The following is a 14,356-nucleotide window of genomic DNA, read 5'->3' as shown; positions in this document are numbered from 1 at the left end:
GTCAGCTGCGGCGGAAGACCAGCCGGCCGCCGAGCACCGTCGCCACGCAGCTCCCCGCGCCCCCGGCCCGCAACTCCGCCGGGTCCGCCACCCCGAACACCGCCAGGTCCGCGGGCCCGCCGACGGTCAGCGCCGTCGCGAACGCCTCGTCCGGCTCCGCCACCGCGGCCAGCGGGTCGAGCGACACGACTCGCCCCGGCACCGGGCCGGGGGCGTGGACGCGCAGGCCCGAGCGGGCGACCGCGGTGCGCACGGCGGGGCGGGTGAACGGACCCCGGACGGCGGTCGTGCCGTGCCGCAGCATCCGTTGCAGGCCGCGCCGGGCACTCGCGCCCCAGCGGGCGTCGTCCATGCCGAGTGCGGTGAGCGCGTCGCCGGTGAGCGGTTCGGTGCCCAGCTCGTCGGCCTCGCGCGGGTCCGGGTGGTAGGCGGCCTCCAGCAGTGCCGGGGCCGCCGCGTTCAGCAGCCCGGGGGTGATCAGCCCGGACCACCGCCGGATCCGGGCCTGCGGACGGGCGGCGATCAGCTCCCCGTACGCGCCGACGGCGACGACCACGCCGCCGTCCACGGCCACGGAGTCCGCCCCGCCGGGGGCGCCGTGCACCGCGTCGGCGGCGTGAACCGTCAGCAAGGCGGGCTCAGTTGGCGTCGAGGAGCTTCAGCTCCGGGTGGGCCGTGCCGCCCTCGATCGCGGTGGACGAGATGTGCGAGACGACGCGCTCGTCGACCGGGTCGTTCGCCGGGTCGTCGTGGACGACGAGGTGCTCGTACGTGGTGGCGCGCTGGGCCGGCACCCGGTCCGCCTTGCGGATCAGGTCGATGATCTCCAGGCGGTTGGAGCGGTGCTTGGCACCGGCGGAGGAGACGACGTTCTCCTCCAGCATGATCGAGCCGAGGTCGTCGGCGCCGTAGTGCAGCGACAGCTGGCCGACCTCCTTGCCGGTGGTCAGCCAGGAGCCCTGGATGTGGGCGACGTTGTCGAGGAAGATCCGGGCGATGGCGATCATCCGCAGGTACTCGAAGAGCGTGGCCTGCGTCTGGCCCTTCAGCTTGTTGTTCTCCGGCTGGTACGTGTACGGGATGAACGCGCGGAAGCCGCCCGTCCGGTCCTGCACGTCGCGGATCATCCGCAGGTGCTCGATGCGCTCGGCGTTGGTCTCGCCGGTGCCCATCAGCATGGTGGAGGTGGACTCGACACCGAGGCGGTGGGCGATCTCCATGATCTCCAGCCAGCGCTCGCCGGACTCCTTGAGCGGGGCGATCGCGGTGCGCGGCCGGGCCGGGAGCAGCTCGGCGCCGGCCCCCGCGAAGGAGTCGAGACCGGCGGCGTGGATGCGCTGGATGGCCTCCTCGACGGAGACCTTGGAGATCCGGGCCATGTGCTCGACCTCGGAGGCGCCCAGCGAGTGGATGACCAGCTGCGGGAACGCCTTCTTGATCGCGGAGAAGTGCTCCTCGTAGTACTCGACGCCGTAGTCCGGGTGGTGCCCGCCCTGGAACATGATCTGCGTGCCGCCGAGTTCGACGGTCTCCGCGCAGCGGCGCAGGATGTCGTCGAGGTCGCGGGACCAGCCCTTGGCGGTGTCCTTCGGCGCGGCGTAGAAGGCGCAGAACTTGCAGGCCGTGACACAGACGTTCGTGTAGTTGATGTTGCGCTCGATGATGTACGTCGCGATGTGCTCCGTACCGGCGTAACGGCGGCGGCGTACGGCGTCGGCGGCCGCGCCCAGCGCGTGCAGCGGCGCCGAGCGGTAGAGGTCGAGCGCCTCCTCCGGGGAGATCCGACCGCCCTCGGCGGCTCGGTCGAGGATGGGCTGGAGGTCGGCCTTCTCGGTCACCGGGCTGTCACCTTTCGGCGGTTTTTCAACGGATCTACGGACCGGCTCAGCGTACGCCAGCCCCTTGCGGGGTCAGCCGCCGGACCGGCTCAGCGTTCCGTACGGCAGCCCCGCGCCCCGTTCCTCGGACCGGAAACGCAGGGTGCCGTCGGCGGCCAGGGTGAAGTGGACGTCGGTGGTGGTGGAGGTGCACAGGGTCGGGGTGCTGGGGCGGTCCGGGTCGACGCGTTCGTGGAGCGTCAGCTCCTTCGCGGTGCCGGAGGTGAGACGGGCGACGCTGTTGCAGCTGACGGTGACGCCGAGGCTGGTGACCTCGGTGTTCATCCGGACCACGTCCGTGCCCTTCTTCCCCGCGGTGAAGACGGCGGTGAGCGTGCCGTGCGGCTGCCCGGTGGTCTTCTCGGTGACCGGGCCCTGCCAGGTGCCGATGAACTCCTTCGGGAGTTCGCCGATCTGCTCCGGGCTCCCCGTGCCCGAGCCCGTCGGCTGCGACGGCCCGCCGGACGGGGTGGCGGCCGGCGGGGTGGCGGCGGTCGGGGTGCTGCCGACGTTGCCGTGCTCGGCGTCGTTTCCGCCGCTGCCGCCCGGCATCAGGTCGAAGAGGAACGCGCTGCCCACGGTCACGGCGGCGAGCGCCCCCGCCACCGCGAGGGCGACGGTGCAGCTGAGCCGCCGGCCACGGTTCGCGTCCGGCCGGGCCGGGGAGGAGTCCGCGCTGACGGTGACGGAGAAACGGGGGTCGGCGGTACGTGGGCCGGGCAACCCGGAGCCACCGGTCCGCGACGACGGTCCGGACGTCCCCGCCGCACTGGCGGACCCGGCCGTGCCCGCGGGCCACGAGGGCAGTACGCCCGGGTGGGAAAGCCGGGTCGGGTCGTGCGTGGGGAAGGGCTCGGCCGGCGAACCGAACCCGCCGCCCACACCCCCGACCCCGCTCGCCCCGTCCATGCCATTGGCGCCGCCCGCCCCCCACGCCGCGCCGCTGAACGGCACCGGCCCCGACTGCACCGGCGCGTCCTGCGGCTCCAGGTCCAGCAGCGCGACCGCCGCCCGGCTGACCTCGCGCACCAGCGGTCCGGGCAGCCAGCCGGCCGCCACCAGCGCGGCGGCCCCGCCCGGTGCCAGCCGCCGGGCCAGTTCCACGGGCGTGGGCCGGTCCTCGGGCTCCTTCTCCAGGCACCCGGCGATGACCTCCCGCAGGTCCCCCTCCAACTCGCCCAGTTCGGGCTCCTCGTGCACCACCTTGTAGAGGAGTACGGCGGAGGAGTCGCCGAGGAACGGGGCGGTACCGGTCGCCGCGTACGCGAGCACCGCGCCGAGCGAGAAGACATCGGCCGCGCCCGAGATGTCGACGCCCCGGATCTGCTCCGGCGCCATGTAGCCGGGCGAGCCGACCGAGACCCCGGTGGAGGTGAGCGAGGCGGTGGCGCCGATGGCGTGGGCGATGCCGAAGTCGATCAGCCGGGGGCCGTCCAGGGCCAGCAGTACGTTGGACGGCTTCACATCACGGTGGATGAGGCCCTGCCCGTGCACCGCTGCCAGCGCCTCTCCGAGCCCGGCGCCCAGCGTCCGCACCGCGGTCTCGGGCAGCGGGCCGTGCTCGGCGACAGCGGCGGAGAGCGGAGGGCCGGCCACGTAGCCGGTGGCGACCCACGGAATGGGCGCGTCCGGGTCGGCGTCCAGCACCGGGGCCGTCCACTGCGCACCGATCCGCCGGGCCGCGTCCACCTCGCGCCGGAAGCGCGCGCGGAACTGCTCGTCCAACGCGAAATGCGGGTGCACGACCTTGACCGCGACGGTGCGTCCGCCCGCGCTGCGCCCCAGATAGACCCGGCCCATTCCGCCCGCACCGAGCCTGCCGAGCAATCGGTAGGCACCGATGGTCTGCGGTTCGCCGGCTTCCAGCGGCTGCATATGGACACTCCCCCTGTGGACCGGCCTGACCTCCGACCGAAGCCTAGGGGGCGAAGGTCATCAGGTCACAGAGGAAACCATCCGCCTATTTCGCCCCTAAGGGAACGAACAACTGCTTTCAACACAACAAAAGGCGTGAATGCGTCGTTCACCCGAGCGATTCCGGGACCGGCCGGGACGCTCGGCGGACACCGCCCGGGAATCGGCTATTCGACGCGTATTAACCCGAATCGAGACCGTACCGACAGAAGGCCATAGGGAGAAGCGACGGGAAGCGGCGGGAAGCGGCGGGAGAGGGCACGGGAAGGGATAAGCGACCCCGAATGGTCCGGGATTCATCTATATCCCGGGCATTCCTGCGCGAGGCGCACACCCCGCGCTCCGTACTCCCGTACCCGCTCCCCCCGTACGTCCGTCCGTACGCCCGTACTCGCACCCCCGCACCGCGCCCCGCTTCCGGTCCGCCTCAGCCGCCGAGCAGCTCGACCTTCACGTCCGCCGGGAAGCCGGTCGTCGGACCGACCCGGCGCGCGAACTCCCGCACGCCCGCCAGCTGGTCCGGGCCGAAGCGGAAGTCCAGGGTCGTGAAGTACCGCTCCAGCACCTCCGAGTCGAAGGCCTCCCAGCGCGCCGCCTGCTCCGCGACCTTGGTGACCTCCTCCAGGGAGAGGTCCCGCGAGGCCAGGAACGCCTCGTGCACCTTGCCCACCCGGTGGGGTTCGGCCGCCAGGTAGTCCTTGCGGGCCGCCCAGATCGCGAAGACGAACGGCAGCCCGGTCCATTCCTTCCACATCTGCCCCAGGTCGTGGACCTGAAGGCCGAGCCGGGGCGCGTCGTGCAGGTTGGCGCGCAGCGCGGCGTCGCCGATCAGCACGGCGGCGTCCGCCTCCTGCATCATCAGACCGAGGTCCGGCGGGCAGGTGTAGTAGTCCGGGCTGACCCCGTACCGCTCGGCGAGCAGCAGCTGGGCCAGGCGGACGGAGGTGCGCGAGGTCGAGCCGAGGGCCACCCGGGCCCGGTCGAGCTGCTCCAGCGGCACCTGCGAAACGATCACGCACGACATGACGGGCCCGTCGCAGCCCACCGCGATGTCGGGGAAGGCGACCAGGTCGTCGGCGTTGCGCAGGTACTCGACCAGCGTGACGGGGCCGATGTCCAGATCGCCCCTGATCAGCTGCTCGCTGAGCTTCTCCGGGGTGTCCTTCGAGAGCTCCAGGTCGAGCAGGGTCCCGGTGCGCGCCAGCCCCCAGTACAGGGGAAGGCAGTTCAGGAACTGGATGTGGCCGACGCGCGGCCGGCTGCGACGGTCGTCGCCTGCGACGGTTGAGACGGTTGAATTGTCCACATCGCGAGGCTAGACCCGTGGCGCGATCCGGACGGCACCGGGGGCGCGGGGGTCACCCGAACTCGCTCCCGCCAGCGCCCTCGGAGACTCCGGAGGCCCTCCTCCGTACCCCTGGAAGTCACCCCCGCGACACCCTCTCGCAGGCTCCCTTCGTCAGCTCATGAGCGCGGCAATCAAACATCCGAGTGAAGTGATCTTTCCCTCTACCCTTCGATACACGCTGCGTGCTAGGCTCGACGCAAGTTGCAGTTTGGTTTCCCTTGCAGTACAGAGCCTGCGGAGCATGTAACCCGCAGGCTTTTGTAGTTTTCAGACTTCTTTGCAGGTTCTGGAGCAGGGCAACCCTTTGGCCCAAGGAGGGCTTATGGCTACCGGAACCGTCAAGTGGTTCAACGCTGAAAAGGGCTTCGGCTTCATCGCCCAGGACGGCGGCGGCCCGGATGTCTTCGTCCACTACTCCGCGATCAACGCGTCCGGGTTCCGCTCCCTCGAGGAGAACCAGGTCGTGAACTTCGACGTCACTCAGGGACCCAAGGGTCCGCAGGCTGAGAACGTCACCCCGGCCTAGTTGCCCGGGTCGGCCGATCGCGGCCGGCTAGTAGTACCCAAGGAGCCCCGCTCCTCCGCTTCGGCGGGGAACGGGGCTCCTGCCTTTTCCCATCCCATTCGCTTTCCCTTTCCCGCTTCCTGCTCCTTCTTCCTCTGCCTTCGACTTCGCCTTCTTCCTCCTCCTTCGCCTTCTGGTGCCGGGCTCCGGGCGGCGGCGCTTGACCTTGACACCGTGTGAAGCGGTGGGCTGGGACACATCATGTTCACCATCGGAGACTTCGCCAGGTACGGACGGGTGTCGACCCGGATGCTGCGTCACTACGACGCCATCGGGTTGCTGCGCCCCGACCGCACCGACCCCACCACCGGCTACCGCTTCTACGGCGCCGCCCAGCTCGCCCGTCTCAACCGTGTCATCGCTCTGAAGGATCTCGGCTTCACGCTCCAGCAGGTGCGGGCCATCCTCGACGAGCAGGTGGGGCCGGAGGAGCTGCGCGGGATGCTGCGGCTGCGCCGGGCGGAGCTGGAGGAGGCCATGAGGGCGGCGGCCGCACGTCTGACGCAGATCGAGGCGAGGCTCCGGTCGATCGAGAGTGAGGGAAGCATGTCCGTGGACGATGTCGTCATCAAGAAGGTTGCCGCGGTACGGGTCGCCGAGCTGACCGGCACCGCGGCCGGTTACGAGCCGGAGGACATCACTCCGGTGATCGTTCCGCTGTACGACCGGCTGTTCCCGCTGCTGGGAGAGGCGGGTGTCGCTCCGAGCGGTCCCGGGATCGCGTACTACGAGGACGCCCCGGAGGGCGGCGGCGCGGTCGTCGTCCATGCGGGCGTCACGGTGTCCGCGCCGGTGGGGCCGCTGGGCGGCACCGGGATCACGGTGGTCGAGCTGCCCCCGTTCGAGGCGGCGACCGTCGTCCACCGGGGTTCGATGGACGGCGTCCTGCCGACGTCCCAGACCCTGGCCCGCTGGATCGACGCCAACGGCTACCGGTCCGCGGGGTACGCCCGGGAGATCAGCCTGGAGTGCCCCGAGGACCGCGACCAGTGGGTGACGGAACTCCAGGAGCCGGTCATCGAGGTCTGACCCGCTCCGGACACCCGTAGTGGGAAAAGAACGTGACACTCGATACCTGGAGTGTCACGTTCTTTTCCACCCCTCAGTGTCCGCCGCCGGGCCCCGCCCACAGCCCGTCGTCCGTCAGCCCCAGCAGGTCGATCGCGTTGCGGCGCACGATCCGGTCCACCACATCGGCGTCCAGATGCCCCATCTGCGCCTCGCCGACCTCGCGCGACTTGGGCCAGGTGGAGTCGGAGTGCGGGTAGTCCGTCTCGTACAGGACGTTCCCCACACCGATCGAGTCCAGGTTCTTCAGCCCGAAGGCGTCGTCGAAGAAGCAGCCGTAGACATGGTCGGCGAACAGCTCCGACGGCGGGCGGTGGACCTTGTCGGCGACGCCGCCCCAGGCCCGGTTCTCCTCCCAGACCACGTCGGCGCGTTCCAGGATGTACGGGATCCAGCCGATCTGCCCCTCCGCGTACATGATCCGGAGGTTCGGGAACCTTTCGAACTTGCCGCTCATCAGCCAGTCGACCATGGAGAAGCAGCAGTTGGCGAAGGTGATGGTGGAGCCGACGGCGGGCGGGGCGTCCGCCGAGGTGGACGGCATCTTCGAGGACGAGCCGATGTGCATCGCGATCACCGTCCCGGTCTCGTCACAGGCTCGCAGGAAGGGATCCCACTCATCCGTGTGAATCGACGGCAGTCCGAGGTGCGGGGGTATCTCGGAGAACGCCACCGCGCGCACGCCGCGCGCCGCGTTGCGCCGCACCTCGGCCGCGGCCAGCTCCGCGTCCCAGAGCGGGATCAGCGTGAGCGGGATCAGCCGGCCGTGCGCCTCGGGTCCGCACCACTCCTCGACCATCCAGTCGTTGTACGCGCGCACTCCGAGCAGCCCGAGCTCACGGTCCTTCGCTTCGGTGAAGGTCTGGCCGCAGAAGCGCGGGAAGGTGGGGAAACAGAGCGCGGACTGGACGTGGTTGACGTCCATGTCGGCGAGCCGCTCGGTCACCGAGAACGAACCCGGACGCATCTGCTCGTAGGTAATGATCTCCAGCTTGATCTCGTCCCGGTCGTAGCCGACCGCGGTGTCGAGCCGGGTGAGCGGGCGGTGCAGATCCTCGTACACCCACCAGTCGCCGATCGGCCCGTCGTCGCCCTTCGCACCCATCACGGGCGCGAACTTCCCGCCCATGAAGGTCATTTCCTTGAGCGGTGCGCGGACGATCCGCGGGCCGCGGTCGAGGTACTTGGACGGGAGCCGGTCCCGCCAGACATGAGCGGGCTCCACCGTGTGGTCGTCCACCGAGATGATCTTCGGGAAGGTCTCCATGCATACCACCGTAGCGCCGATCTGACGAACCGTCAGCTATCCGGACCCGACCCCGTGCGGTAATCGTTGTCGAGGCCTTGTGCAGAGCGTCACCCACTGCTGACGTGCCACCCAAGACAAGGCAGACTGTTGAGCGCGATACCAGCGGTACCGAGCAATCCGGATCCACCCGCCCCGGACCGGCACAGGGACGGACAATCCAGGCGGACGGCATCAAGCACGATGGGCAGCACAGGCGGGGCGAGCAGGGCAGGGGGCAGCAATGGACCGTGACATCGGGCCACACGTGCGTGTTCCGGAGCAACGCGCTCCACACCAGCGGTCGGCGGGCGGCATCGACCTGCGCTTCTCCGTGCTCGGCCCGGTGCGGGCCTGGCGGGACGGCGAAGCCCTGTCGTCCGGTTCGCCGCAGCAGCGCGCCCTGCTGGCGGCACTCCTGCTGCGCGGCGGCCGCACGGCCACCGCCTCGGAGCTCATCGACGCCATCTGGGGCGACGAGCCGCCCTCCCAGGCGCTCGCCACCATCCGTACGTACGCCTCCCGGCTCCGCAAGGTCCTCGACCCGCAGACGCTGGTCAGCGACGCCGGCGGGTACGCGATCCGGACCGGCACCGACGCCCTCGACGTGACGGTGGCCCAGGAGCTGGCGGCCGACGCGGACAAGGCCCGTGCGTCCGGCGACCGCGGCCAGGCCCGCGCCCTGCTCGGGAAGGCGCTCGGGCTGTGGGACGGCGAGGCGCTGGCCTCCGTACCCGGACCGTACGCCGAGAACCAGCGCACCCGGCTGGAGGAGTGGCGGCTCCAGCTCACCGAGACCCGCCTGGACCTGGACCTGGAGGTCGGCTGCCACGCGGAGGCGGTCTCCGAGCTCACCGCGCTCACGGCCGCGCACCCGCTGCGGGAGCGGCTGCGCGAGCTCCTGATGGTCGCCCTGTACCGCAGCGGCCGCCAGGCCGAGGCGCTGGCCGTCTACGCCGACACCCGCAGGCTGCTCGCCGACGAACTGGGCGTCGACCCGCGTCCCGCGCTCGCCCAGCTCCAGCAGCGCATCCTGCAGGCCGACGAGGAACTGGCCCGCCCCGCGGACGAACCGGCACCCGCCCCGGCCCCGGTGCGCCCCGCCCAGCTCCCGGCCACCGTCCCGGACTTCACCGGCCGCGCCTCCTTCGTACGCGAACTGGGCGACCGGCTGGCCACCGCCGAGGGTTCGGTGATGGCCGTCTCGGCGCTGGCCGGCATCGGCGGCGTCGGCAAGACCACTCTCGCCGTGCACGTCGCCCACCAGGCCCGCCAGCACTTCCCGGACGGCCAGCTGTACGTGGACCTCCAGGGCGCGGGCGCACGGGCGGCGGAGCCGGAGACGGTCCTCGGCGCGTTCCTGCGCGCCCTGGGCACGGCGGACTCGGCGATCCCCGACTCCCTGGACGAGCGCGCCGCGCTGTACCGGTCCACGCTGGACGGCCGCCGCATCCTGGTCCTCCTCGACAACGCCCACGACGCGGCCCAGATCCGCCCCCTCCTCCCCGGCACCGCGGGCTGCGCGGCCCTGGTCACCAGCCGCGTCCGCATGGTCGACCTGGCCGGCGCCCACCTCGTCGACCTGGACGTGATGTCTCCCGAGGAGGCGCTCCAGCTCTTCACCCGCATCGTGGGCGAGGAGCGGATCAACTCCGAGCGCGAGGCCGCCCTCGACGTGGTCGCCGCCTGCGGTTTCCTCCCCCTGGCCATCCGCATCGCCGCCTCCCGCCTGGCCGCCCGCCGCACCTGGACGGTCTCCGTCCTGGCCGCCAAGCTGGCCGACGAACGCCGCCGCCTGGACGAGCTCCAGGCCGGCGATCTCGCGGTGAAGGCCACCTTCGAACTCGGCTACGGCCAGTTGGAGCCCGCCCAGGCGCGTGCCTTCCGCCTCCTCGGCCTGGCGGACGGCCCCGACATCTCCCTGGCCGCCGCGGCCGCCGTGCTGAACCTGGACGCGCACGTCGCGGAGGACCTCCTGGAGGCCCTGGTCGACACCAGCCTCCTGGAGTCCGCGGCCCCCGGCCGCTACCGCTTCCACGACCTGGTGCGCCTCTACGCGCGTTCCTGCGCGGAGCGGGGCGAAGAGCCCCTGGAGGACCGGGAGTCGGCCCTGTCGCGGCTGCTGGACTTCTACCTGGCGACGGCGGCGGGGGTGTACGCGCTGGAGCGGCCGGGGGACCGGGCCGTTGCCCACCTGGTGGACACCGAGCACCCGGGACTCGAATTCACGGACGGACCGCAGGCCGTGGACTGGCTGTACAGCGAGGCCAACTCACTGCTCGCCTGCGCCCATCAGAGCGCGTCGAACGGAATGCTTCAGCGAGCCGTCGACCTGCTCTGCGCGGCGAAGGACCTCGCCGAGTCGGGCGCGAACTCCCGCCAGTACGAAACCACCGCCGCGGCCCTGCGTGACGCGGCACAAACCGCCGCCGACCCCCGCTCCGAGGCGCGGGCCCGTGCCTCGCTGTCCACCGTCTACCTCGTCTCCGGCCGTTTCACGCTGGCCGACGAGGAGGCGCGGCACGCGATGGATCTGGCGGAGAGCACCAAGGACCCGATCCCCGCATGCTGGGCACCCAACGATCGCGGCATCATCGCGTTCTACCAGGGCAGGCACGAAGAGGGCGAGAAGTTCCTGCAGGAGGCGATAGAGAACTACCGCGCGGACGGAAACCTGGTCGGCGAGGCCTCCGCGCTGTGCAATCTCTCGCGCATCCACGTGAACATGAACCGCACGGCCAGCGCGGTCGAGCTCGCCCAGCAGGGCACGGCCATCTTCGACGGCATGGGGCTCAGCCTCCGCACGGCCAACGGCCGCTTCGCGCTGGGCATCGCGCTCACTCAGGCGGGACGGCCGTCCGAGGCCCTGGAGGAGCTCGACGAGGCGCTGCGCGTGTTCCGGGGCAACCGGCAACGGCTCTGGGAAGGCTCGACCCACTTCCGGATCGCAGAGGCGCACCTGGCCGACAAGCGCCCCGCACAGGCGGCTCAGCACGCGGAGCAGGCCCTGGCCCTGCGTGTCATCGGAGGCGAATGGATGCGGGGAAACGTTCTGATCACCCTGGGACACGCCCTCGAACGCCTCGGTCAGATCGATCGGGCCCATGCATGCTGGACCGAAGCACTCGCCATCCACGAGCAGTTCGGAGCCGTGGAGGCGGACAAGGTCCGGGCGCTCCTCAATCCGGTCAGTGCCGCCTGACGCACCGGAACGGGCATCGAGCCGTCGGCGTTCATCGAACGTTTATCACCACTCGTCAGTCTTAAGTCCATCGATCCGCCGTGTCGGGGGGCAGGCGGGTTGTACGGGGGACCACACCGCTAGGGTGAACGGCCCTGATATGCCCGTCCGGCAGCCCACGGGGGAGCAGCCGGACGGGCATCGCCGACCACACAAGCAAGAACTTGGGAGTTGACAGGCATGAGCGACGCATTGAAGCCGAAGACCGGTGCGACCACTCAGGAGAACCACGCCGGCAGCCCGGGCAGCGGTGCAGGCACCGTCAAGCCGCTGGAGAACCACGCCGGCAGCGTGACCGAGGACATCACGACCCTGGAGAACCACGCCGGCAGCACGCCGAAGGACTTCCTCAAGACGCAGGAGAACCACGCGGGTTCCGAGACGGCCTGAACGTCACTCGACGGGGGAGCGGCCGCGGCGGCGCGGAGGGGGAGCCGTCGCGGCCGCTGCGCGTCCGCGAAAACGGAGAGGGGCACGTGACATCGTCGCGTGCCCCTCTCCGCGTTCGTGTACGCGCCAACGCCCAGGGCGGGGGCGGTGGTCACAGGGGGCGGACGGTGAGTATCTGCTGGGCGTGGCCGACCGGCCCGTCGGCGTCGTGCAGGACGGTGCTGGTGACGCCCTGGCCGGTGGGGCCGAAGGTCACCGTGGTGTCGAGTCCCGTCCAGCGGCCCTCGGGCCGGCGGTGCAGGTGGATGGTCAGGTCGACGTTGGGGAACATCCAGGCGGTCGGCGACTCGCGTACGGCGATGCCGTTGGCGGTGTCGACGAGCGCGATGTAGGAAGCGAGGGGGCTCGCGGTCTGCCCGGCGACGAGGTCCAGGGGTGTGGAGATCCAGGCGGTCGTACGGCCCGGCCGCGGCTCGGCGAGCGGGCGGACGTCGAGGGAGGCGATGTAGCCGCCGGGCCAGACCTCGCTCATCGGCCAGGACCTGAGCTCCTGGGGAGGGGTGAGCCGGTCCTCGGCGCCGCCGGCGACGGAAGTGGTGTCGCCGGAGGCGAGGAGCCAGGCGCGGGCGCGTACGACGGGGCGGCCGGCGATCAGGGCGACGGCTTCGAGCAGTTCGATGGTGCGGCCGGGACGGAGGGTCTCGACCCGGATCTCGCACTCGTCGAGGGCGAGCCGCCCAAGGATGTCGAAACTGATCCGCGACAGGACCGGCCGACGGTCCGGGCCGCCGTCCGGGCGCGCGGCCAGGTAGCGGTCCATGGCGTGGACGATGAGGCCGCCGAGCGGGCTGAAGTGCTGCTCGTCGGTGTCCCAGGCGCCGCCCGCGTGGGCGGTGGGCTTGTAGCGGTGCTCGTCGATGGGCTCGTAGTAGCTGCCGATGTTCAACGCGTCGTTCCTCGGTCCGGTGGCTGGTGGGGCTCACTGGACGAAGACGCTACTCGCCAAAGCCACGTGGCCCGCGGCGGGCTGCCGGGACCACGACGACGACCGCCGCCGACCGCTACACCCGCCCCCGCAGCTCCCCCTTCACCACCTTGCCGCTCGCGTTGCGCGGCAGCTCGGGCACGAACTCCACCGCTCTGGGGACCTTGTAGTTGGCCATCTCGCGGCGGGACCAGGCGATCAGGTCGTCGGCGGTCGTCGTCGCGCCGGGGCGGCGTACCACGTAGGCCCTGCCGACCTCGCCGAGACGGGGGTCGGGGACGCCGATGACCGCCACGTCGGCCACGTCGGGGTGCAGGCCGAGGAGCTGTTCTATCTCGGCCGGGTACGCGTTGAAGCCGCCGACGATGAACATGTCCTTGATCCGGTCGGTGATCCGGAGGTTGCCCGCCTCGTCGAGGACGCCCACGTCGCCGGTGTGGAGCCAGCCGTCGGGGGTGATCGTGGCGGCCGTGGTCTCCGGGTCCTCGAAGTAGCCCTGCATCACGTTGAAGCCGCGGACCAGGACCTCACCGGGGGTGCCGGGGTCGGCCAGGACGCGGATCTCGGTGTCCGGGATCGCCCGGCCCGACGTCGAGGCGATCGTCTCGGACGGGTCGCCGCGGCGGCACATCGTGACGATGCCGCTCGCCTCGGAGAGGCCGTACGCGGTGAGGACCGTGGTGATGCCGAGCTCCGTGCGCAGCCGTTCCACCAGTTTCAGGGGGACCACCGCCGCGCCCGTCACCACCAGGCGGAGGGCGGAGAGGTCGTGGGTGGAGCGCGCGGGGTGGTCCAGGAGGGACTGGTGGAGGGTGGGCGGGCCGGGCAGCACCGAGATCCGTTCGGCGGCGATGTTGGCCAGGGCCGTGTCCACGTTGAAGACCGGCTGCGGGACCATCGTCGCGCCCCGCATCAGGCACGCGATGATGCCCGCCTTGTAGCCGAAGGTGTGGAAGAACGGGTTCACGATCAGATAGCGGTCCCCCTCGCGCAGATCCGCGAGCTCGCTCCAGATCGCGTAGCAGCGCAGGGTCTGGGCATGGGTGATCACCGCGCCCTTGGGCCGGCCCGTGGTGCCCGAGGTGTAGATGATGTCGGAGGGGTCCGAGGAGGCGATCGCGTCGGCCCGGGTGCGCACCTCGGCCCCGGACACCTCCTCCCCCGCCGCCAGGAAGTCCTTCCAGGTGACGTAGTCGTCGGGGGCGGAGTCGGCGAGCACCACCACCCGCTCCAGGTGCGGAAGCCGTACGTCCGCCCGGCGCAGCGACGCCACGTACGACGTGCCGAGGAAGGTGCCCGTGACGAAGAGGAGCTTCGCCCGGCTGCGCTGCAGGACGTACGCCGCCTCGCTGCCCTTGAAGCGGGTGTTGAGGGGGACGAGGACCGCGCCGGCCGTCACCGCCCCCAGCGCGGAGACGATCCAGTCCAGAGTGTTCGGGGCCCAGACCGCGACCCGGTCCCCCGGCTCCACGCCCGAGGCCATGCACGCGGCGGCGGCCCGCTCCACGCGCTCGCCGAGTTCGGCGTACGAGACCCGGGTGCGGCCCTCGACGACCGCCTCCCGGTCCCCGTACCGGCGCGCCGCCGCCCGGATCAACCCCGGGATGCTGCCCCACTCCTCGTCACCGCGCATCACTGGCCCTCCTGACGCAGTAGCTGACTATCCGTCAGATTAGCTGTAGC

At 71.2% G+C, this 14,356-nt stretch carries 11 protein-coding genes; 4 read left to right on the top strand and 7 right to left on the bottom strand.

The features are described from left to right. Nucleotide 1: 1 nt before the first annotated feature. The 4 genes from ACFYY1_RS06355 to ACFYY1_RS06340 all read right to left on the bottom strand — a co-directional run bounded on the left by ACFYY1_RS06355 (nt 2) and on the right by ACFYY1_RS06340 (nt 5,097). A complete protein-coding gene (locus ACFYY1_RS06355; protein WP_388581675.1) occupies nt 2-631 on the bottom strand; it encodes a hypothetical protein in 630 nt (209 codons plus the stop codon). A 7-nt stretch (nt 632-638) separates the two neighbouring features. Next, nucleotides 639-1,838, bottom strand: a complete 1,200-nt coding sequence (mqnC, locus tag ACFYY1_RS06350) for a cyclic dehypoxanthinyl futalosine synthase (protein ID WP_360921790.1) — start codon at nt 1,836-1,838, stop codon at nt 639-641. Between the two features lie 72 nt (nt 1,839-1,910). Beyond that, on the bottom strand, nt 1,911-3,752 hold the full coding sequence (locus ACFYY1_RS06345) for a serine/threonine-protein kinase (RefSeq protein ID WP_388581672.1): 1,842 nt from the start codon (nt 3,750-3,752) through the stop codon (nt 1,911-1,913). A 466-nt stretch (nt 3,753-4,218) separates the two neighbouring features. Continuing rightward, nucleotides 4,219-5,097, bottom strand: coding sequence for a menaquinone biosynthetic enzyme MqnA/MqnD family protein (locus ACFYY1_RS06340; RefSeq protein WP_388581669.1), 879 nt, complete (start codon nt 5,095-5,097; stop codon nt 4,219-4,221). Nucleotides 5,098-5,461: 364 nt separating this feature from the next. Between ACFYY1_RS06340 and ACFYY1_RS06335 the strand changes: the two genes are divergently transcribed. Together ACFYY1_RS06335 and ACFYY1_RS06330 are read left to right on the top strand one after the other, a co-directional pair. Beyond that, nucleotides 5,462-5,665 carry a cold-shock protein gene (locus tag ACFYY1_RS06335; protein WP_003967102.1) on the top strand — a complete coding sequence of 68 codons (204 nt, stop codon included), beginning with the start codon at nt 5,462-5,464 and terminating at the stop codon, nt 5,663-5,665. A gap of 240 nt (nt 5,666-5,905) precedes the next feature. Further along, entirely contained in the window at nt 5,906-6,733 is an 828-nt protein-coding gene (locus ACFYY1_RS06330; protein ID WP_388581668.1) for a MerR family transcriptional regulator, read from the top strand. 73 nt (nt 6,734-6,806) lie between these two features. On the opposite strand, the gene ACFYY1_RS06325 is transcribed toward ACFYY1_RS06330, so the two are convergent. Beyond that, nucleotides 6,807-8,039, bottom strand: coding sequence for an amidohydrolase family protein (locus ACFYY1_RS06325; protein WP_388581666.1), 1,233 nt, complete (start codon nt 8,037-8,039; stop codon nt 6,807-6,809). A 262-nt stretch (nt 8,040-8,301) separates the two neighbouring features. On the opposite strand from ACFYY1_RS06325, the gene ACFYY1_RS06320 reads away from it, so the two are divergent. Continuing rightward, entirely contained in the window at nt 8,302-11,259 is a 2,958-nt protein-coding gene (locus ACFYY1_RS06320) for a BTAD domain-containing putative transcriptional regulator (protein WP_388581664.1), read from the top strand. 219 nt (nt 11,260-11,478) lie between these two features. Next, nucleotides 11,479-11,688, top strand: a complete 210-nt coding sequence (locus tag ACFYY1_RS06315) for a hypothetical protein (protein WP_388581661.1) — start codon at nt 11,479-11,481, stop codon at nt 11,686-11,688. Between the two features lie 151 nt (nt 11,689-11,839). Here the strand turns inward: ACFYY1_RS06315 and ACFYY1_RS06310 are convergent, their stop codons facing one another. Next, nucleotides 11,840-12,634, bottom strand: coding sequence for a thioesterase family protein (locus tag ACFYY1_RS06310; protein ID WP_388581658.1), 795 nt, complete (start codon nt 12,632-12,634; stop codon nt 11,840-11,842). A 115-nt stretch (nt 12,635-12,749) separates the two neighbouring features. Further along, nucleotides 12,750-14,306, bottom strand: coding sequence for a FadD3 family acyl-CoA ligase (locus ACFYY1_RS06305; protein WP_388581655.1), 1,557 nt, complete (start codon nt 14,304-14,306; stop codon nt 12,750-12,752). Between the last annotated feature and the right edge of the window lie 50 nt (nt 14,307-14,356).

The organism is Streptomyces sp. NPDC001890 (assembly GCF_042891445.1).
GTDB lineage: Bacteria > Actinomycetota > Actinomycetes > Streptomycetales > Streptomycetaceae > Streptomyces.
Note: the sequence above shows the minus strand (reverse complement) of the source record. Positions and strands in the feature narration are given on the sequence as shown.

Excerpts from the sequence above, each read along its gene's own strand:
- ACFYY1_RS06345 (WP_388581672.1), bottom strand. The coding sequence starts at position 3,752 with ATGCAGCCGCTGGAAGCCGGCGAACCGCAGACCATCGGTGCCTACCGA.
- ACFYY1_RS06335 (WP_003967102.1), top strand. The coding sequence starts at position 5,462 with ATGGCTACCGGAACCGTCAAGTGGTTCAACGCTGAAAAGGGCTTCGGC.
- ACFYY1_RS06330 (WP_388581668.1), top strand. The coding sequence starts at position 5,906 with ATGTTCACCATCGGAGACTTCGCCAGGTACGGACGGGTGTCGACCCGG.
- ACFYY1_RS06325 (WP_388581666.1), bottom strand. The coding sequence starts at position 8,039 with ATGGAGACCTTCCCGAAGATCATCTCGGTGGACGACCACACGGTGGAG.
- ACFYY1_RS06320 (WP_388581664.1), top strand. The coding sequence starts at position 8,302 with ATGGACCGTGACATCGGGCCACACGTGCGTGTTCCGGAGCAACGCGCT.
- ACFYY1_RS06315 (WP_388581661.1), top strand. The coding sequence starts at position 11,479 with ATGAGCGACGCATTGAAGCCGAAGACCGGTGCGACCACTCAGGAGAAC.
- ACFYY1_RS06305 (WP_388581655.1), bottom strand. The coding sequence starts at position 14,306 with ATGCGCGGTGACGAGGAGTGGGGCAGCATCCCGGGGTTGATCCGGGCG.